The sequence below is a fragment of the Streptomyces sp. NPDC031497 genome, from assembly GCF_055580905.1.
In genome coordinates this window covers 352,312-369,353 of record NZ_JBVIKO010000008.1, presented here as the reverse complement: position 1 = coordinate 369,353, position 17,042 = coordinate 352,312, and the positions used below count along the sequence as shown (strand labels likewise).

Genomic DNA, 17,042 nt, shown 5'->3' with positions numbered 1-17,042 from the left:
GAACTCCTCGACCGAGGCCTGTAACCCCACCCCCCTCTGGAGGACGTCATGGAGTCATACGAACGTGAAGCACTGGAAGCGGTGACCACGCGTCCCGTGCGCGCCCACCGCACGCTCACGGTCGAACGCATCACCCCCGTCCTGGGCGCGGAGGTCTCGGGCGTCGACCTGTCGAAGGAGCTCCCGGCGGAGCAACTGGACGAGATACGCGCGGCGTTCCGCGATCACCACGTCCTCGTCTTCCGCGATCAGACGATCACCGCCGAGGACCACAAGCGGTTCGCCGCCGCCTTCGGTGAGCTGCGTCCCGTCAACCCGCCGCCACCCGAGGGCGACCCCTGCGTCCTGGAGATCCGCACGACGTCGGCCGCGGCGGACGTGGCGGGCAACGGCTGGCACGCCGACGGCACCGCCGACGCCGAACCCTCGCTGGGGTCGATGCTCTACATCACCGAGATCCCCGAGCCGGGCTGCGGCGGCGACACCCTCTTCGCCAACATGCACCTCGCCTACGCCATGCTCTCGCCGGCCATGCGCTCCCTGCTGGAGCCGCTCACCGCCATACACGACGGCGCCCAAGCCCTGGCGGGTTACACCCCGCCCGCGGACTACGTCATCCCCAAGAGCGAGCACCCGCTCGTCGCCCGGCACCCCGAGACCGACCGCAAGCTGCTCTACGTCAACAGGGCCTACACCAGCCGCGTCCCGCAGCTCTCCGCCCAGGAGAGCCGGGCCCTGCTCGACATGCTCTTCGACATGATCGCCTCCAGGCCGGTCCTGCACTGCCGCGTCCGCTGGACCCCGGGCACCCTGGTCTTCTGGGACAACCGGTGCGTTCAGCACCACGCGACGTACGACTACTACCCCTACGCCCGCTACGGCCAGCGCGTCGCCATCAACGGCGGCCCCGTCAAGGGCTGACGGCGCGATCGGAGGCGGCGCCGTACCAGGCCCGCACCACGGCGGAGGACCAGCCGCGCCTGGTCCTCCGCATCCCTGGCGGCGACGGCCACGCCGTCCCCGGCAGCGGTCCCGCGCGGTCTGGAGTCGAGTGACCTCGCGTACTTCCTCCCCGGCGAGTGACCGTACGGGAGGTGTGGATATCGCCCCGGAGCCTCCGCCGGTCAGACCTGGCCGCCCGTCAGCCGCCGGACCAACTCGGGCCAGACGACCGGATCGTGGCCCGGGACCAGGTCGTAGCCCCTGTCCGCCGCCAGTCGTTTGAGGTGCCGGATCGGCTCCAGGGTCGCCTCCGGGGGCACGCCGATCGACGTCCCGGCGGGGCGCTCCTCGTCGAGGTTCTCGGTCAGGTCGGCCGCGTCGCAGGTGAACACATAGCCGCCGCCCTCGGCGAGGTCGACCACGAAGCTCTGGTGGCCCGGGGTGTGCCCGGCGGTCAGGACGGCCGTGACGCCCGGCGCGATCTCCCGGTCGCCCTCGGTGAGCCGCCAGTCGATGCGAGGGTCGTCGAAGTCCACCCGGAAGATCGTCTCGCGCTCCACCTCGGGCCGTCCCGACAGCCCGTACTCCAGCTCGGCGCGCTGGACGTGCACGGGCACCCGGCCGGCGAAGTGTTTCAGCCCGCCGGCGTGGTCGGCGTGCAGATGACTGACGGCGACGGCCGTGATCTCCTCCAGCGCCACGCCGACGGCGGCCAGTGCCTCCGCCAAGGGCTCGCCGGGGCCGGGGAGTTCAGGCTGGTAGGAAGGGGAGGGGTAGTACCGTCGGCGCAGCGCGGGGTCGCGCAGCAGGGCCGTGTTGAAGCCGGTGTCCAGCAGCAGCCACCCCTCGTCGGTCTCCAGCAGCACCCCCGGCACAGGCTCCCGGACCCGTTCCCCGTACGGCGCGCCGTGCACCGACACGGATCGGGGCAGGTCCTCCCAGCCGAGGACGAGGGGCAGGACGCGCCGTACGCCGTGTCGGGTCATGGTGCTCCGTCCGTTGTCGGGTGTTCAGAGGTCCAGTTCGAGGACCGTCGAGGCGGCGTGGCTGACACAGATCATCATCGGCGTGGCGGCCGCCCGCTCCTCGGGACGATCACCGAGCCACGGTGGTCCGGGGTGCCGGCCAGGACGGGCGTCTCGCGGCTGGTGTAACAGCCCTTCCGGCGGCGCACGTCCAGTAGGCACACCGCCATGGCCGCGTCGGCTGCCGCCATCACCAGGCCCGCCGCGCCTCGTCCGGTGGCCGCCATCACCGCGGCCAGCGGCAGCACGGCCAAGTGCGCGGCGAGGAACGGGCCGCGCGGCACCACCGGGTGACGGCAGAGCAGCACACCCGCCGTCACCCAGGAGAACGAGCGGGCGAGCTCGATCCCCGGCCCGTCGAGCCCGTGCAGGGGCGGCAGATGCCAGGCGTACGCCGACACCGCCCAGACCGCCGCCCCCGGCCAGGCCCCGCCGCGCTCCCGTGAGGGGGCCGGCCCGGTCGCGCCGACGGCGTGCGCCAGCAGCGCCGGCCCCAGCACCGCCACCGACTCGAAGCGGACCATCGCCCACACGTGCGCGTCCACCCCGCCCGGTGCCCGCACCAGCAACAGCGGGAGGGCGAGCACGGCCGCGGCCGCCGCGGCGGTGAGGACACACCGGCCGGTCAGCCGCCGTGCTCCCGGCACCAGGACGGCCCGGAGCGCGGGCCACGACATGGCCAGCGTGACCGCGAGCACCGCACAAACGAGGCCGACGGCGACCGTCGGGTCAACCGAGCCGTACCCGGTGCCCACCACCGTCGGGTGCCCCGCGTGCCCGTCGTCTCCCGAGGGGGCACGGGCGGTGAGCCGGGCGGCGGCCGTCACGACGAGGACCGCGAGCGCGGCGAGCGACTGGTGCACCGGGGCCGTGGCCGGGGACACGGGGGGTCGGCGGTGTGCTGCGGACGGCCCGTCGGTGGTGGTCATCCGGAGCAGCAGTGTCCGCCGTCCGCGGCCGCCGTGGTGGCCGGCGGGTGGCAGGAGACCGGCGCCGGGACGTCCAGCGCGGGGTTGCGGTCGAAGAAGCCGTCCGGTTCCAGGCGCAGCCTCGCCCGGGCGACCGGCATCACCGGCCACTCCTCGGGACGCGGGAAGTGGTGCGAGCCGACCGTCGCCCACAGCACCAGCTCCGTGCCGTCCAGCGAGCGGTCCTCCTCCTGCCAGCGGTGCACCCCGTCCGCGCCGGGCTCGGCCTGGTTGGGGTACTCGCCGGCCACGAACCGCCGCGCCGGGTCGTACTCCGTCGCCCACAGCTGCTTTGCCACGAACGGCGCCCGCCGCGCGCACACGCTGTCCGGACGCACCGGCAGCACCGCCGTGTTCTCCACGTGCACCCGGTACGCGGTCGGCTCACCCATCCGGTTGCGCGCCTCGGTGCTCTCCACCCGCCAGTGCAGGGCCCGGGAGGCGTCCGTGGACCGCCCGCCCTCGGCTTCGCTGAGGACAGGGCGCAGGACCGTCCGTGCCGCGTTCCCGTACGGGTCGAGCGCCGGGTCGCTCTCGTGCTCGGCGGTCACCTCGACCAGCCGGTTGGCCGTGCCGTCCACCGCCATGTCCAGTCGTACGGCGAAGAAGTGCTGGTGGTTGGTGACCGCCACGTTCGGGGCGACCCGCCGGGCGTACGGCGTCTCCTCGTCCTCGGTGACACCGGTCGCCGACAGGATGCCGGTCATCTTGATCTCCAGCATGACCGAGCCGTCCTGGTACAGGGACCAGTAGAAGCCGTAGTCGTAGTTGGCGACCGTGGCGAACGCCGAGATGATCAGCCGGCGGGAGCGGCGCACCTCCGTGCGGCCGGTGCGTCCGTCGTGGTGCTTCCAGAGGATCCCGTCGTCCTCCTCGTGCATGCACACCGCGTTGGGGATGACCCGGGGCACGCCGTCGCCGCCGAGGACCGCCGCGTCGAAGTAGTGGATGACGCCGAGGCAGTCGCAGCCCAGGGCCAGGGAGTTGGTGAGCGGGCCGGCGCCGTACTCGCCCCAGTCGAAGAAGTTCTTGCGGTACTGGGTGGAGGCGGTGTCGAAGTACGGCACGTACATCTCGTTGACCGAGGCCCGGCGGATCACCTGGCGCGGCCCCCTGCCGCCCGCGTCGAAGCTCAGATCGTGCAGCACCAGGCCCTCGCGGTGGCTGAAGCCGACCCGCACCGACCAGCCCTGCCAGTCCACCCGCTGCCCGGCCACGGTGAAGCTCGGCCCCTCCGGCTGGACCACCTCCAGCGCCTTCAGACCAGCCCGCTCGGGCACGGTCCCGGCGGCGAACACCCCGGACTCCTCCGACAGCGGCACCACCCCGTGGTCCTCGATGTACAGCACCTCCATCGACTCCATGTCGATGATCGGCACCACGCCCTGCACGGGCCGCGCATAGCCGTTGTCGTCCTCCGACTCGCGGTGCCACACACTGCCCCACGTCAGTCTGCGGCCCGGGTACTCGGGCGGCTCGAAGCCGCCGATCGACTCCGGGTCGACCATCACCAGCGACACGTCGTGGATGCCGCGCAGGGCGAGCGCCTCCCGGAACCGCGCATCCGCCCGGCACGCGGCGGCTGCCTGCCGGGCCTCCTCCGACGAACAGCCGGGGCTGCGCACGTCCAGCTCGCGCCAGGCCATGGACCGCGGCTTCTCGCCGAGTTCCAGGTCGACTTCGTAGCCGACGTGCGCCGCGGGACAGATGACCACCGCGCGGGCCCGCCGGGCGTCGCCGGGCCGGGCGGTGCGCGCGTGGTGCTCGTCCAGGGCCACGCCCCAGAACCGGGCGTCCTCGGTGACCCGTGGGTCGTCCTTCAACACCTTGACGGCGACGGACAGTTCGGCCGCGGTCAGGGGATCCAGCGGGTGGGGTGCGGCGACGGACGCGGGGCGGGGCGCGAGGGTGCTCATGCGGGGGTTCCTTCCGGGGTGCTGCGGGTGCTGCGGGTAGTGCCGGGGGTGTCGGTCTCCGGCTGGACCGTGCCGCCGTCGGCTCGGGGGTCGGAGGCGGCGTCCAGGCGGCCGGCACGGGTGAGCCGGGCCACCTGGACGTGGCCTGCCAGATCGCTCGGACCCGGCGCGGTGACCACGGGAAGTCCCCGTGACACGGCGGGCGTTGCCGCCGGAACCGAGCCGGGCTCGGCGAGCAGGGTCTGTTCCTCGAAGCCGATGTCCCGGGCACCGATCACCCAGCGCGGGTCCGCCAGTACGGCCGCCGGGTCGGCGTCCGGATCCGCCAGCCCGGGCAGGGTCTGGGCGAGGATCTGCGGCTGGGCCCGGCCGCCCTGGCAGCCGGCCGCCAGCAGCAGCGCGGGGGAGCGGCCGATCACCGGACACAGCGTGTGCGGCGGGCGCGCGCCCGGGCGCAGCAGGCCGGGATGTCCGGCGATCAGACTGAACGCCGACCCCCGGTTGTGCAGCACGATCCCGGTGCCCGGGTCGCAGAGTCCGGAGCCGAAGGTCTGGTAGACGCTCTGGATGAGCGAGACCGCGAGTCCGGAGGAGTCCACGGCCGTCACCGCGACCGTGTCACCGGACGGCCGGAACGGCGGTTCGGGCGGGAGCGTGCCGGCCAGCGGCGCCGGATCGAGCAGCCCGTCGAGGTCGAGCCGCTGCCCGCGCGGATCGCCGAGCAGCCGGTCCCGGGCGGCCGAGGCGTCCTGGCAGCGGCCGGCCAGCAACCGGGTGCGCTCCGCCGCGGAGCGGCCCGGGACACCGGCCGCCGCCGACAGCAAAGCGGGGAGCACGGCGCCCTGACTGGGCGGGGGAGCGGCCCACCATCGGACGCTCGCGGTCTCGACGCTCGCGGTCTCGACGTCCGCGGCCTCGGCGCCGAACGGCTCGACACCCACCGCCTCGGCGCTCACCGTTTCCGCGCCCACCTGCTGGACGCCCACCTGCTCGACGCCCACCCCCGCGATGCTCACCGGCTCCGCGAACTCCGCCCGGTGCGCCGCCAGGTCGGACGCGGTCAGCGGGCTGCCGAGGTCGTGCAGGCCGGCGGCGAGAGCCTCGGCGACGGCGCCCCGGTAGAACGACCAGGGGGCGTCGGCGAGTTCGTCGAGCACCGTCGCCAACCGGGGCTGGGGCAGCGGGTCGCCCTCCGTCACCGGTCGGCCGTCCGGGCCGGTCAGCAGTGCGGACAGACCCGGGTCGGCTTTGATCCGCGCCTCGTTGTCCCGTACCGCGCGCGCCAGCCCGGCCGAGACGGTCGCCCCCGACCGGGCGAGCGCGGCGGCGTCCCGCAGCGAGGCGGCGAGCGCGCCCGGCGTGCCGTACGCCTCGGCGAGCGCCGCCCAGCCCGCCACCGCGCCCGGCACGGTGATGGTCTCCGGACCCTGGGCCGGCATCCGGGAGTCCGCCGCGCGCAGCGCCTCGACGTCGGTGCCCGCCGCGGCCGCCCCGACGGACAGCAGCGCGCGCACGGTGCCGTCCGGGGCGTGGACCAGGGCGATCAGATCGCCGCCGAGGGAGCACTGGTGCGGGTAGACGACGGTCAGCGCGGCCGCGGCGGCCAAGGCCGTGTCCACGGCGTTGCCGCCGCGCTCGGCCGCCCGCCGGGCCGCGGTGAGCGCCGCCGGGTGCGGGGCGGCCAGGGCCAGCTCGCCGGTCCCGCTCACGTGGCGTCCCGGGGCAGCAGCAGGGTGCGGGAGGGGGCCGCCTCGGCGCCCTGGAGAGGCAGGGGCAGCGACAGCATGTCGTAGACCCCGGCGGGGGCGTGCAGCAGGTCGACCACTTCCAGGATCAACACGTCGGCACCGCAGAGCAGTTGGTGCGTCTCCCAGTGCGTGGTGTAGGCGACCGCCTCGATGCTGAGGTAGTCGATGCCCACCGTGCGCACCCCTGCCTCGATCAGCCGCTCGGCGCCGTCCGGGGCCAGGCCGACCCACTGCCGGGCCTTCCACGGACTGCGCAGCACCCCCGCCGAGTTGCTGGTGCGCAGCAGCACCCGTTCCTCGGTGCCGAGCCCCGCCGCGTCGAGGTCGGCGGCGGTGATCTGCTCCTCGACGTGGGTGAGGTCCAGCACCCGTGCCGTTCCGTTGAGGGCCGACAGGTCCAGCCGGTCCACGGTCCTGCCACCGTCGATGAAGTGGGCCGGGGCGTCGATGTGCGTGCCGGTGTGGGCGCCGATGCGCCAGCGGCTGACGTTGGACGGATCGCCCGCCGTCCGCGACTCGACGACCTCCATCTCGGGTCGCCGGCCCCAGTGCAGCATGCCGGGGTGGATCGGCACGGAGACGTCGATGGCCTTGGTCACATCGAGGTGCATGACACGCTCCTATTGGATGCGGATAGTCTGTAAATGGATCCAATGTCGATGAACAGTGGATGGCGGCGGCGTGGCAGACTGCTCGACCACCGCGCGGCCCCCGTCAGTCCCCGAGAAGGGTGAGACCCACTCCGATGACGCCCCAGACCGACGAAGGCGCCCTCGTCGACGACATCGCTGCCCGTATCCGCGCGCGGATCATGGACGGGGAGCTCCCGATCGGGAAACCGCTGCGCCAGGCGGCGCTGGCGGCCGAGTTCGGGGTCAGCCGCACCCCGGTGCGCGAGGCGCTGCGCCAGCTGCAGAACGGCGGGCTGATCGAGATGCAGCCGCACCGCGGCGCGGTGGTGCGGGTGCCGGCGCCCTGGGAGGTGCGGCAGGCCTACGAGGTGCGCGCGGAGCTGGAGGCCCTGGCCGCCCGACGCGCGGCGGCCAGGATCACCGACAGCCAGCTCGCCGAACTGCGCCGCCACAACGACGTGCTGCGCGCGGCGGCGGCGGGCGCCGCCGCCGTGGGCACCCCGGACACCACCCAGGCCAACGACTGCTTCCACACCGTGGTCTGCCAGGCGGCGGACAACCCCTGGCTGAGCCGGATGATCGACCGGATCAACGAGAGTTTCCCGCGCAACGTGTCCTCGCTGGCCCTGACCGGTGACGAACGCCACCGCCAGCTGAACATCCGTCAGCACGACGCCGTCGTGGCCGCTTTGACCGACCGGGACGAGGACCGGGCGCAGGAGGCCATGCGCGAGCACGTCATCAGCGCCGGCGAACACCTGACCGCCTGGTACGAGCGACGCTCCCAGACCGTGTTCCACGGCTGACCCGCCGACGGCCGCCCCGACCAGCTCGCCCCCGGCCGTCCCGGTGACCGCCGTCCCGGTGACCGCCGTCACCGGGCACCGCCGGGAACCAGCCGCGCGGGGGAGAGGAAGTCCAGGTCCGGGCGCGGGAGTTCGCACACCAGGTCGGCCAGGGCCGCCCCGATCGCCGGACCGAACTTGAAGCCGTGTCCCGAACAGGCCGAGGCCAGCAGGGCCTGCGGCACCCCGGGCACCTCGCCGACCAGGAACCGCCGGTCCGGCGTCATCGTGTACAGACACGTCAGGCTCTCCGTGACCGGGCCCGCACCGGGCAGCACCCGCTTCACCGCCCTTGTCAGCAGGGCGAGTTCGGCGTCGGTCGCGGCGGGTCCGGCCGCTTCCGGATCCCACGCGGGACCCGAGTCGAGGCCGGCCTTCAGCCCCCGGCCGTCGGCGGCCGGAAAGCCGTAGAGCAGCCCTTCCGGGAGATCGACCGAGAAGCTGCCCAGCCCGCCGGGCCCGAGCGGCCCCGCCGGATCCGCGGCGAAGTACGCGTTCACGATCCGGGTGACCGTCAGGTGCGGGGTGAGCGACGGCACCAGCTTGGGCATCCACGGCCCGGCGCACAGCACCAGCCGGCGGGCGCGTACCTCCCCGTCCGCCGTCCGGACGACGACCCCGTCGCCCTCCGGACGCCAGCCCGTGACCCGTGTGCGGTCGGCGATGGTCGCTCCGGCCCGTTCCGCAAGGGCCAGTTGGACGCGCAGGGTCGCGCGGGCGTCGATGATCCCGGCGGCCGGGTCGTGCACCGCGGTGAACCCCTCGGGCAGCCGCAGCCCCGGGAAGATCCGGGCCGCCGTCCCGCGGTCCACGGTACGGCAGCCGGGACCGCGCAGCGGATCGGGCCGCTCCCCGGGCGCCGCGTACAGCCCGCCCGTGACCTCTACCAGCCGGGTCCCCGCGGCCTGTTCCAGCTCGGCCCAGGCGCGGTAGGCGGTGTCGACCAGACCGTCCCAGTCGGGGTGCGGATAGGCCCGGCGGATCATCCGGGTGGCGCCGTGCGAGGACCCGCGGTCGTGCCCCGCCGTGAACCGCTCGATCCCGAGCACGTCCAGCCCCCGCTCGGCGAGCTGCCGCAGCACCGCACCGCCGTGCACGCCGAGCCCGACCACCACGGCGTCCCGGCGGGCGGTCGCGGACGTCCGGGCGGTCCGGGTGCGCGGGAGGCGTGCCGGGGGCCGGGACGCGCCCGCCGTGGCCGCCATGGCACCGGGGCCCGCGGCCTCCGGCCCTCGACCCGTGCCCTGCGCGTCCGCCGCGATCTCCGCGACCGCCTCCACCAGGGCGTCCAGGTCGCCGTCGTCGGTGTACACGTGCACCGACGCCCGCACCACCTTGGCCAGTCCGCGCGGCTCCAGGTCCCAGCGGCCGTGATCGGCCGGCACGGCGATCAGGTACACCCGCCGCAGCGCCAGCCGTCGCTGGACCTCGCCCGCGTCGAGCCCCTCCACCACGAAGGTGACGATCGCCCCGCCCGCCGCCGGCGGGTCGGTGAGCCGTACGCCGGGGACCGCGCCGAGCCGCTCGCGCAGCCGCGCGGCGAGGGCGGACAGCCGGCCGAAAACGGTCGCGGGGCCGAGCGCGTGCAGGTCGGCCAGGGCCGAGCCCAGACCGAGCCGCAGTGCGTGGGCGGCCTCCCACAGTTCGAACCGCCGTGCGTCGGGGGCCAGTTCCCAGCTGCGCTCGGCCGTCCAGCGGGCCCCGCGCACATCCGGTGCCTGCGGGGCGAGCCGTTCGAGGAGCGGACGGCGCACGGCCAGCAGGCCCGTGCCGCGCGGACCGCGCAGGAACTTGCGGCCGGTGCCGATCAGCAGATCGCAGCCGAGGGCGGGCATGTCGACGTCCAGCTGGCCCAGCGACTGGGTGGCGTCGAGCAGGAACGGCACGCCGTGCGCGGCGGTCAGCGCGCCGATGCCGGCGGCCGGTTCGACCAGCCCCGACGAGGTCGGCACGTGCGCCGCGGTCACCAGCGCGGCGGGACCGGTGCGCAGCGCCCGCTCCAGGGCCTCCAGATCGGTCGCGCCGTCGGGCCCGTTGGGCAGCACCTCCACCCGTACTCCCGTGTCGCGCTCGGCGGCGAGCAGGTGCAGGGCGCTGCTCACATAGCTGGAGCGGGCGGCGAGCACCCGGTCCCCGGTCCGCAGCCGGAGCGCCGACACGATCCGCTGCCAGCCGGCGGTGGCACTCTCGACCAGGGCGATCTCGTCCGCGTCGACACCGAGCAGGCCGGCGGTGCGGGTGTAGACGGCCGCGAGGTCGTCGGCGGCGAGCTTGGCCGCCTCGTAGCCGCCGTGCAGACTCTCGGCGCGCAGCTGTGCGATGACCGCCTCGACCGTGTCCGAGGCGAGCAGCGCGGCACCGGCCGCGTTGAAGTGGTGACCGGTCGCGCAGCCCGGGGTACGGGCCCGCTCGGCGGCCAGGTCGAAACCGGCGGGGGCCGGCGGCACCGCCGTCACGGGGGCGCTCACAGCGCCATCGTGATGCTCTTGGGCTCGGTGAACCCGTCGACCGCCGCGTCGCCGAGATCCCTGCCCAGACCGGACTGCTTGCTGCCGCCGAACGCCACGGCGGGGTCGAACTCGTTGTAGGTGTTCACCCACACGGTGCCCGCCTGGAGCGCCGCCGCGGCGCGGTGCGCGCGGCCGAGGTCGGTGGTCCACACGCCGGCCGCGAGGCCGTAGTCGCTGTCGTTGGCCAGCGCGATGGCCTCCTCCTCGGTGTCGAAGGGCAGCACCGCGGCGACCGGTCCGAAGATCTCCTCCCGGGCGATCCGCATGTCCGGTGTGACGTCGGTGAACACCGTGGGCCGCACGAACCAGCCGGGTCCCGGCAGGGCTTCGCCGCCCGTGACGGCCTTGGCGCCCTCGGCGCGTCCGAGGTCCAGGTAGCCCGTGACCCGGTCGAACTGCTCCTGGGAGACGAGCGGACCGATGTTGATCCCGCCCGAGAGACCGGGGCCGATCCGCAGCGCCTCGACGGCCGGCAGCATCCGGTCCAGGAACTCCTCGATCACCGTGCGCTGCACGAGCAGTCGGCTGCCCGCCGTGCACATCTGTCCGGAGTGCCCGAACACGGCCCGTACGGCGGCCGGTACGGCGGCGTCCAGGTCGGCGTCGGCGAACACCATGTTGGCGGACTTGCCGCCCAGTTCGAGCGTGAGCCGCTTCACGGACGGCGCCGCCGCGGCCATGATCAGCCGCCCGACGTCGGTGGACCCGGTGAACGACACCTTGGCCACGTCGGGATGCGCGACCAGCTCCGCCCCGGTGCGTCCGTCGCCCGTCACCACGTTCACGACGCCCTCCGGCACACCGGCCTCAAGACACAGCGCGGCCAGCCGCAACGCGGTCAGCGGGGTCTGCTCGGCGGGCTTGACGACCACCGTGCAGCCGGCCGCCAGGGCCGGCGCGAGTTTCCAGGCGGCGATCATGAAGGGGAAGTTCCAGGGGAGTACGGCGGCCACCACGCCCACCGGCTCCCGCACGCTGTACACATGCCGGCCGGGCCCGGCGGGATGCACCGTGCCGGTCAGCCGGGCCGGGGTGCCCGCGAAGTGCCGGATCGCCTGGAGGCCCAGCTCCACGTCACCGCGGGCCCGCTCGATCGCCTTGCCGTTGTCCAGGGTGTCCAGGACCGCCAGCGCCTCGGCGTCCCGCTCCACCAGGTCGGCGAGGCGCAGCAGGACGTCCCGACGGTCCCGGGGCGGCAGCGCGCGCCAGCGGCCGTCGCGGTGCGCGGCCGCGGCGGCGGCCACCGCCGCGGCCACGTCCGTGGCGTCCGCCTGGGCGATCGTGGTCAGCGGCTCGCGGGTGGCCGGGTCGAGGACCGGGATGCGCCGGGCCGAGGCGCCCGTGGTCCAGGCGCCGCCGATGAGCATGGGCTCGCACTCGGGCAGCACGGGCAGGGTGATGCTGGGGTCCAAGGGGGTTCTCCTTGTCGTTCGTGGAACGGCGGCGCGGGTCTCGGGCCGGGCGGCTCAGGCCGGGTGGCTCAGGCCGGACGGCTGAGGCCGCACGGCTGGGACGGGATCGCCGGGCCGGTGCGCCGCGCTGGGCCAGGGCTCGCACACGGCCGCCGAGACCGCGCGGGCCGTGGTGAGCACACAGCGGTCGAACTCCGCCCGCCCGTGAGCCGCGTTCGCCTCGGTGACGTCCCTGCCCCACACACCGGTCTCGCTGACCTGGTCCATGCGGTAGTCCCAGAAGGAGTCGACGTCGACGTGCGAGGTGGCCCGCTCCATCCGCACCAGCTCGGGCGCCAGGTGCAGCATCACCGAGGTCTCGAAGTAGTTGGCGTGCATCAGCGCCCGCCCGTACGTGACATGGCCGTCGACCTCGGGCCCCGGGTACATCGTCACGTACCCCAACGCCCGCACCCGGGCGTCCCGGTGACGCACCCTCAGTTTCTCGGCGGACACGTCGAGCGCGCCGTTGTTCCAGATGTGGCCGTTGAGCAGGACGAACTGCCGTACGCCGCTGGCGTACAGCGAGTCGATCACGTCCTCCACGACGGCGATCATCGTCTCGGGGCGCAGCGCCACCGTCCCGGCGAAGCCGCCGTGCGAGGCGGACACGCCGAAGGCCAGCGGCGGCAGCACCGGTACGCCCGTCAGCGCGGACACGCCCAGGGCGACCGCCTCGCAGATCCGGGTGTCCACGGCCAGCGGCAGATGGGGGCCGTGCTGTTCGGTGGCGCCCACCGGGATGATCACCGCGTCGCCGCCGGCGACCGTGGTCCCGGCCTCCTGCCAGGTCAGCTCCTCCCACGGCAACGGCGCTCCGGTGCCGCCGAGTTGCGCGGCGAGTGCGGGCACGTCAAGGCCGGTGGGGACGCTCAGGCCGTTCGGCCCTGTGATGACGGACGGCATGTCTCTCCATTCCTCGGGGATCCCGGGGTGTCGCTTCCTCGGGGTGCGGGGCTGTGGTCCGGAGTCACCAGCGGCGCCGGCTCTTCTCCGGCAGCAGGTCCAGGGCGCGGGCCGGGACAGGACGGTCGCCGTCGACCGTGGTGATCCACACGACCGCGTCCGGGCAGTAGTCGCTGATGAGTTCGCGGCACACCCCGCACGGCGCGATGATCCGGAACCGTCCGGCGGGCTTGATCTGCACCGACACCACCGAGGTCACCGCCAGCGGCGCACCGGGCGCGAGCGCGCCGCGCGCGGTGCCCAGGGCGACGCCCTCCGCGCAGATCGAACTGCGCCGGCAGGAGCCCTCGACATGGACACCGGTGTGGATCCGGCCGTCCGCGGTGCGCAGGGCGGTGGCCACCTCGTGCCGGTCCGGCTGCCACACCCGGTCCAGCAACGCCTGTGCCACGGAAAGGAGTTCGGCGTCCTGCTCGGTCATCTCCGGCGGGACGGCCACGGGCGCGGCGGTCATGCGCCGAGCCCCAGCAGACGGGCCATGTTGCCGCCCTCGACCAACGCCCGGTCCTTCTCGTCCTCGACCGCCTTGGCGATCTTCATACGTTCCAGGTCGAAGTCCGAGCCGGGCCACTCGCTGCCCATCAGGATCTGCCGGGGGCCGAGCCGCGCGTAGGCCCGCTTCACGTCGCTCATCAGCGTCGCGGACGTCTCCAGATAGACGTGCGGCTGCCGTTCGGCCACGATGATCGCCTCCGGCACGTTCCACACCGCGCCCATGTGCGCGATGATCGTCGGCACCCCGGGGTGGTCCCGGGCAATCTCCTCGATGGCCAGCGGCGCGCAGAAGGCGTCGTCCAGCGCGTTGACGAGCACCAGCAGCCCGCGCCTGGCACAGGCCTCGAACACCGGGTCGAGGAGCCCGTGGTCGGCCACGTGGTAGCCGTGCAGGCTCGGATGCAGCTTCAACCCCACCAGGCCGGCGTCGGCGATCCGGTCGATCTCCTCGATCGCGTCGTCCGCCTGCGGGAGTACCTGGCCGAAGCCGAAGAACCGGTCGGGATGCGCGGCCACCAGCGAGGCGATGAAGTCGTTCTCGATGCGCTGCGCGAGCGAGCACACCATCGCCAGGTCCACCCCGGCGGCGTCCATCCGGTCGAGGATGCGGCGCGGCTCGAAGGGCTTGTACGGCGGCGGCGCCTCGCCCTTGCGCGCCCCGGTCAGGTAGTCGGAACGGCCGCGCACGTCCTGCGTGGTGTTGTAGGCGTCGATGATCAATGCGGGTCCTCACTCACGGGCACGGGGCCGAGGGGCAGATGGCAGCGCACGCGGCGGCCCGGCGATATCTCGCGCAGTTCCGGGTGCCGGGTGCGGCAGAGGTCGGTGGCGAACGGACAGCGGGTCCGGAACAGACAGCCCTCCGGCGGGTCCGCGGGGTCGGGCAGTTCGCCCTCCAGGGGCTGCCGTTCGACGGGCGGCCCGGGCCGCAGCTCCGGCACGCTGGCCAGCAGCGCGCTGCTGTACGGATGGGCCGGGCCGGAGAAGAAGCCGTCCCGGGGAGCGGTCTCGATGATCTCGCCGAGGTACATCACGGCCACCCGGTCGGCGATGTGCCGCACCACACCGAGGTCGTGGGAGATGAACAGCATCGTCAGACCCCGGTCGCGCACCAGGTCCGACAGCAGGTTCAGCACCTGGGCCTGGATGGACACGTCCAGCGCGGAGACCGCCTCGTCGGCCACCACGAACCGCGGCGAGGAGGCCAGAGCCCGGGCGATGCCGATGCGCTGGCGCTGGCCGCCGGAGAACTCGTGCGGCTTGCGCCCGCCTGCCTCGGCCCCCAGACCGACCAGGTCGAGAAGCTCGGCCACCACACGTTCCGCCTCGGCGCGGCTCGCGCCCCGGGAGCGCAGCAGCGGCTCGGCAACGATGTCGGCGACCGTGCGGCGCGGGTTCAGCGAGCCGAACGGGTCCTGGAACACCATCTGGAGCTCGGCCCGGGTCCGCCTCAGGCGCCGCCCGCGCAGCCGGGTCAGATCGGTGCCGAGGAAGTCGATCCGCCCCGCCGACGGTTCCACCACGCGCAGCAGCGCCCGTCCGAGCGTGGACTTGCCGCACCCCGACTCGCCGACCAGACCCAGCGTCTCGCCCTCGGCGATGTCCAGGTCGACGTCCCGCAGCGCCCGCACCCGGCCGCCGGCCCGACCCGGGTAGTCGACCCGCAGCCCGCGGGCGCTCATCAGGACCCCGCTCATACGGCGGCTCCCGCAGCCTGGGCCGCCCGAGCCCGCACCCGGGCCTCCGCGGGGAGCACACAGGCGTCCAGGTGGGCCGGCCCGCCGTGGCGCCGCCGCAACTCCGGGCGGCTGTCGCAGCCGTCGTCGGCGAACGCGCAGCGCGGCCGGAAGCCGCAGCCGGGCGGCCGCTCGACACCGGCGGGCGGGCTGCCCGGGATGGCCGGCAGCCGTTCGGGCACCGGCCCGTGCAGCGGGGGCACCGAGCCGAGCAGGCCCATCGTGTAGGGATGCTGAGGGTCGAACAGCACCTGGTCACGAGTGCCCTGTTCCACGATCCGGCCCGCGTACATCACCGCCACCCGGTCCGCGACCTCCGCGACCACCCCCAGGTCGTGGGTGATCAGCAGCACGGACGTGCCGTGGTCGCGCTGCACGCGCTTCAGCAGTGCCAGCACCTGGGCCTGGATGGTCACGTCCAGCGCGGTGGTCGGCTCGTCCGCGATCAGCACCGCCGGGTCGTTGGCCAGCCCCATCGCGATCATCACACGCTGGCGCATGCCACCGGAGAGCTGGTGGGGATAGGCGCGGGCGGCCCGCGCCGGGCCCGCGATACCGACCTCGCCGAGCAGTTCGACGGCACGGCTCGCGGCCGTGGCGCGCGGGACGTCGCCATGGGCTCGGATCGTCTCCGCCACCTGCGCGCCCGCCCGGTGCAGCGGGTTGAGCGCGGCCAGCGCGTCCTGGAAGACCACCGTCACGTCCTTGCCGCGCACCCGGCGCAGCTCCCGCTCCGACGCCCCCACCAGCTCCCGGCCCCGAAAGGACACGGATCCGCCGATGTGGGTGCGGGGGCCGCGGTTGAGGCCGACCAGGCTCATCGACAGCGCCGACTTGCCCGACCCGGACTCGCCGACCAGCGCGAGGATCTCGCCCCTGCGTAGCGTCAGGTCCACCCCGTCCACGGCGGGCAGCCGGCCGGCCGGCACGTCGAACCCGACACTCAGGCCGCGCACTTCGAGCACCGGGTCCGAAGGGGCCGCTTCGTGCACGCCTTCCGACTCGGTCGTGTCGTGCGCGCGCTTCGGCGCGGTCACGCCGTGCACGCCTTCCGACTCGGTCGTGTCGAGCATGCGCTCCGGCGCGGTCACGTCATGTACGCCCTCCGGCGCGGTCATACGGCACCGCCCACGGCCAGCGCCGCCCGGTGGATCAGCCCGGCGACGCGCTCGGGCCACACCAGGGTCGTGTAGTGGCTGCCCGGCACATGCTCGACGGTCGCCTTCATCCGCTCGGCCATGAAGTTCTGGATCTCCGGGCGCAGGGTGCGGTCGTCGTCGGCGACCAGGTACCAGCTGGGCAGCGACCGCCAGGCCGGGACACCGGTCGCCTGGGTGAAGATCAGGTTGTCGGCCTTCCGTCCCTCCGCCTCGACGACCGCCCGCTGCTCGTCCGACAGGTCCGGGCCGATCTCCGCCCAGAACTCCGCGCTCGGCTCGGACTTCCACTCGCCGTTCGGGCCGCGCCGCATGTACTTGGAGATCTCCGCGGGTTCGTAGCGCTCGACGATCTCGTTGACGGTCTCGCCTTCGTCCGGCCCGAACGCGGCGATGTAGACCAGCCCCGCGACGCGCGGGTCGCGTCCCACGTTCGTGATCACCGCGCCGCCGTAGGAGTGCCCGGCGAGCAGGACCGGGCCGCTGGTGCCGGCGAGCGCGGCGGTGGTCTCGGCGATGTCGTCGGCGAGCGAGGTCATCGGATTGGTGACCGTGACCAGCCGGTGGCCGTGGGCGGTGAGTAGCGGCTGGACCGCCGACCAGGTGGTGGGCCGTCCGCCGGCGCCGTGGACCAGCACGATGTCCATCGGG

At 74.1% G+C, this 17,042-nt stretch carries 15 protein-coding genes; 2 read left to right on the top strand and 13 right to left on the bottom strand.

Features of this window, described 5'->3' with window-relative positions; genetic code table 11:
* Window positions 1-48 precede the first annotated feature (48 nt).
* The gene (locus ACZ5K7_RS19690) at window positions 49-921 is read left to right on the top strand and encodes a TauD/TfdA dioxygenase family protein (RefSeq protein ID WP_351704317.1); all 873 of its coding nucleotides are present in this window, start codon (window positions 49-51) and stop codon (window positions 919-921) included.
* 203 nt (window positions 922-1,124) lie between these two features.
* On the opposite strand, the gene ACZ5K7_RS19685 is transcribed toward ACZ5K7_RS19690, so the two are convergent.
* The 5 genes from ACZ5K7_RS19685 to ACZ5K7_RS19665 all read right to left on the bottom strand — a co-directional run bounded on the left by ACZ5K7_RS19685 (window position 1,125) and on the right by ACZ5K7_RS19665 (window position 7,210).
* The gene (locus tag ACZ5K7_RS19685; RefSeq protein ID WP_468914870.1) at window positions 1,125-1,928 is read right to left on the bottom strand and encodes an N-acyl homoserine lactonase family protein; all 804 of its coding nucleotides are present in this window, start codon (window positions 1,926-1,928) and stop codon (window positions 1,125-1,127) included.
* 74 nt (window positions 1,929-2,002) lie between these two features.
* The gene (locus ACZ5K7_RS19680) at window positions 2,003-2,896 is read right to left on the bottom strand and encodes a hypothetical protein (protein WP_468914868.1); all 894 of its coding nucleotides are present in this window, start codon (window positions 2,894-2,896) and stop codon (window positions 2,003-2,005) included.
* A complete protein-coding gene (locus ACZ5K7_RS19675) occupies window positions 2,893-4,851 on the bottom strand; it encodes a primary-amine oxidase (protein WP_468914866.1) in 1,959 nt (652 codons plus the stop codon). The genes ACZ5K7_RS19680 and ACZ5K7_RS19675 overlap by 4 nt, the downstream gene beginning before the upstream one ends.
* Complete coding sequence (locus tag ACZ5K7_RS19670) at window positions 4,848-6,560, bottom strand: gamma-glutamyltransferase (RefSeq protein ID WP_468914865.1); 1,713 nt, start codon at window positions 6,558-6,560, stop codon at window positions 4,848-4,850. Before ACZ5K7_RS19670 ends, ACZ5K7_RS19675 begins: the two co-directional genes overlap by 4 nt.
* Complete coding sequence (locus tag ACZ5K7_RS19665) at window positions 6,557-7,210, bottom strand: cyclase family protein (RefSeq protein ID WP_468914863.1); 654 nt, start codon at window positions 7,208-7,210, stop codon at window positions 6,557-6,559. The genes ACZ5K7_RS19670 and ACZ5K7_RS19665 overlap by 4 nt, the downstream gene beginning before the upstream one ends.
* 134 nt (window positions 7,211-7,344) lie before the next feature.
* On the opposite strand from ACZ5K7_RS19665, the gene ACZ5K7_RS19660 reads away from it, so the two are divergent.
* Window positions 7,345-8,037 (top strand): GntR family transcriptional regulator, encoded by a 693-nt coding sequence (locus ACZ5K7_RS19660; RefSeq protein ID WP_468914862.1) that lies wholly within the window; start codon window positions 7,345-7,347, stop codon window positions 8,035-8,037.
* Between the two features lie 68 nt (window positions 8,038-8,105).
* Here the strand turns inward: ACZ5K7_RS19660 and solA are convergent, their stop codons facing one another.
* From solA to ACZ5K7_RS19620, 8 genes are all read right to left on the bottom strand, one after another.
* A complete protein-coding gene (solA, locus tag ACZ5K7_RS19655) occupies window positions 8,106-10,544 on the bottom strand; it encodes an N-methyl-L-tryptophan oxidase (protein ID WP_468914860.1) in 2,439 nt (812 codons plus the stop codon).
* Window positions 10,541-11,998: an aldehyde dehydrogenase family protein gene (locus ACZ5K7_RS19650; protein WP_468914858.1), complete on the bottom strand. Its 1,458-nt coding sequence runs from the start codon at window positions 11,996-11,998 to the stop codon at window positions 10,541-10,543. The genes solA and ACZ5K7_RS19650 overlap by 4 nt, the downstream gene beginning before the upstream one ends.
* Before the next feature lie 54 nt (window positions 11,999-12,052).
* Window positions 12,053-12,943, bottom strand: coding sequence for a creatininase family protein (locus ACZ5K7_RS19645; protein WP_468914856.1), 891 nt, complete (start codon window positions 12,941-12,943; stop codon window positions 12,053-12,055).
* Window positions 12,944-13,007: 64 nt separating this feature from the next.
* Window positions 13,008-13,457, bottom strand: coding sequence for a cytidine/deoxycytidylate deaminase family protein (locus tag ACZ5K7_RS19640; RefSeq protein ID WP_468914855.1), 450 nt, complete (start codon window positions 13,455-13,457; stop codon window positions 13,008-13,010).
* Window positions 13,454-14,218 carry an amidohydrolase family protein gene (locus ACZ5K7_RS19635; RefSeq protein WP_351704284.1) on the bottom strand — a complete coding sequence of 255 codons (765 nt, stop codon included), beginning with the start codon at window positions 14,216-14,218 and terminating at the stop codon, window positions 13,454-13,456. Before ACZ5K7_RS19635 ends, ACZ5K7_RS19640 begins: the two co-directional genes overlap by 4 nt.
* Entirely contained in the window at window positions 14,215-15,195 is a 981-nt protein-coding gene (locus ACZ5K7_RS19630; protein WP_468914854.1) for an ABC transporter ATP-binding protein, read from the bottom strand. The genes ACZ5K7_RS19635 and ACZ5K7_RS19630 overlap by 4 nt, the downstream gene beginning before the upstream one ends.
* Complete coding sequence (locus tag ACZ5K7_RS19625) at window positions 15,192-16,352, bottom strand: ABC transporter ATP-binding protein (RefSeq protein ID WP_468914853.1); 1,161 nt, start codon at window positions 16,350-16,352, stop codon at window positions 15,192-15,194. Before ACZ5K7_RS19625 ends, ACZ5K7_RS19630 begins: the two co-directional genes overlap by 4 nt.
* Complete coding sequence (locus tag ACZ5K7_RS19620) at window positions 16,349-17,038, bottom strand: alpha/beta hydrolase (RefSeq protein WP_468914852.1); 690 nt, start codon at window positions 17,036-17,038, stop codon at window positions 16,349-16,351. The genes ACZ5K7_RS19625 and ACZ5K7_RS19620 overlap by 4 nt, the downstream gene beginning before the upstream one ends.
* Window positions 17,039-17,042 lie beyond the last annotated feature (4 nt).

What these genes read in the sequence shown, in the direction of transcription:
- ACZ5K7_RS19690 (WP_351704317.1), top strand. Translation starts at nt 49, where the DNA reads ATGGAGTCATACGAACGTGAAGCACTGGAAGCGGTGACCACGCGTCCC.
- ACZ5K7_RS19685 (WP_468914870.1), bottom strand. Translation starts at nt 1,928, where the DNA reads ATGACCCGACACGGCGTACGGCGCGTCCTGCCCCTCGTCCTCGGCTGG.
- ACZ5K7_RS19680 (WP_468914868.1), bottom strand. Translation starts at nt 2,896, where the DNA reads ATGACCACCACCGACGGGCCGTCCGCAGCACACCGCCGACCCCCCGTG.
- ACZ5K7_RS19675 (WP_468914866.1), bottom strand. Translation starts at nt 4,851, where the DNA reads ATGAGCACCCTCGCGCCCCGCCCCGCGTCCGTCGCCGCACCCCACCCG.
- ACZ5K7_RS19665 (WP_468914863.1), bottom strand. Translation starts at nt 7,210, where the DNA reads ATGCACCTCGATGTGACCAAGGCCATCGACGTCTCCGTGCCGATCCAC.
- ACZ5K7_RS19660 (WP_468914862.1), top strand. Translation starts at nt 7,345, where the DNA reads ATGACGCCCCAGACCGACGAAGGCGCCCTCGTCGACGACATCGCTGCC.
- ACZ5K7_RS19645 (WP_468914856.1), bottom strand. Translation starts at nt 12,943, where the DNA reads ATGCCGTCCGTCATCACAGGGCCGAACGGCCTGAGCGTCCCCACCGGC.
- ACZ5K7_RS19640 (WP_468914855.1), bottom strand. Translation starts at nt 13,457, where the DNA reads ATGACCGCCGCGCCCGTGGCCGTCCCGCCGGAGATGACCGAGCAGGAC.
- ACZ5K7_RS19630 (WP_468914854.1), bottom strand. Translation starts at nt 15,195, where the DNA reads ATGAGCGGGGTCCTGATGAGCGCCCGCGGGCTGCGGGTCGACTACCCG.
- ACZ5K7_RS19625 (WP_468914853.1), bottom strand. Translation starts at nt 16,352, where the DNA reads ATGACCGCGCCGGAGGGCGTACATGACGTGACCGCGCCGGAGCGCATG.
- ACZ5K7_RS19620 (WP_468914852.1), bottom strand. Translation starts at nt 17,038, where the DNA reads ATGGACATCGTGCTGGTCCACGGCGCCGGCGGACGGCCCACCACCTGG.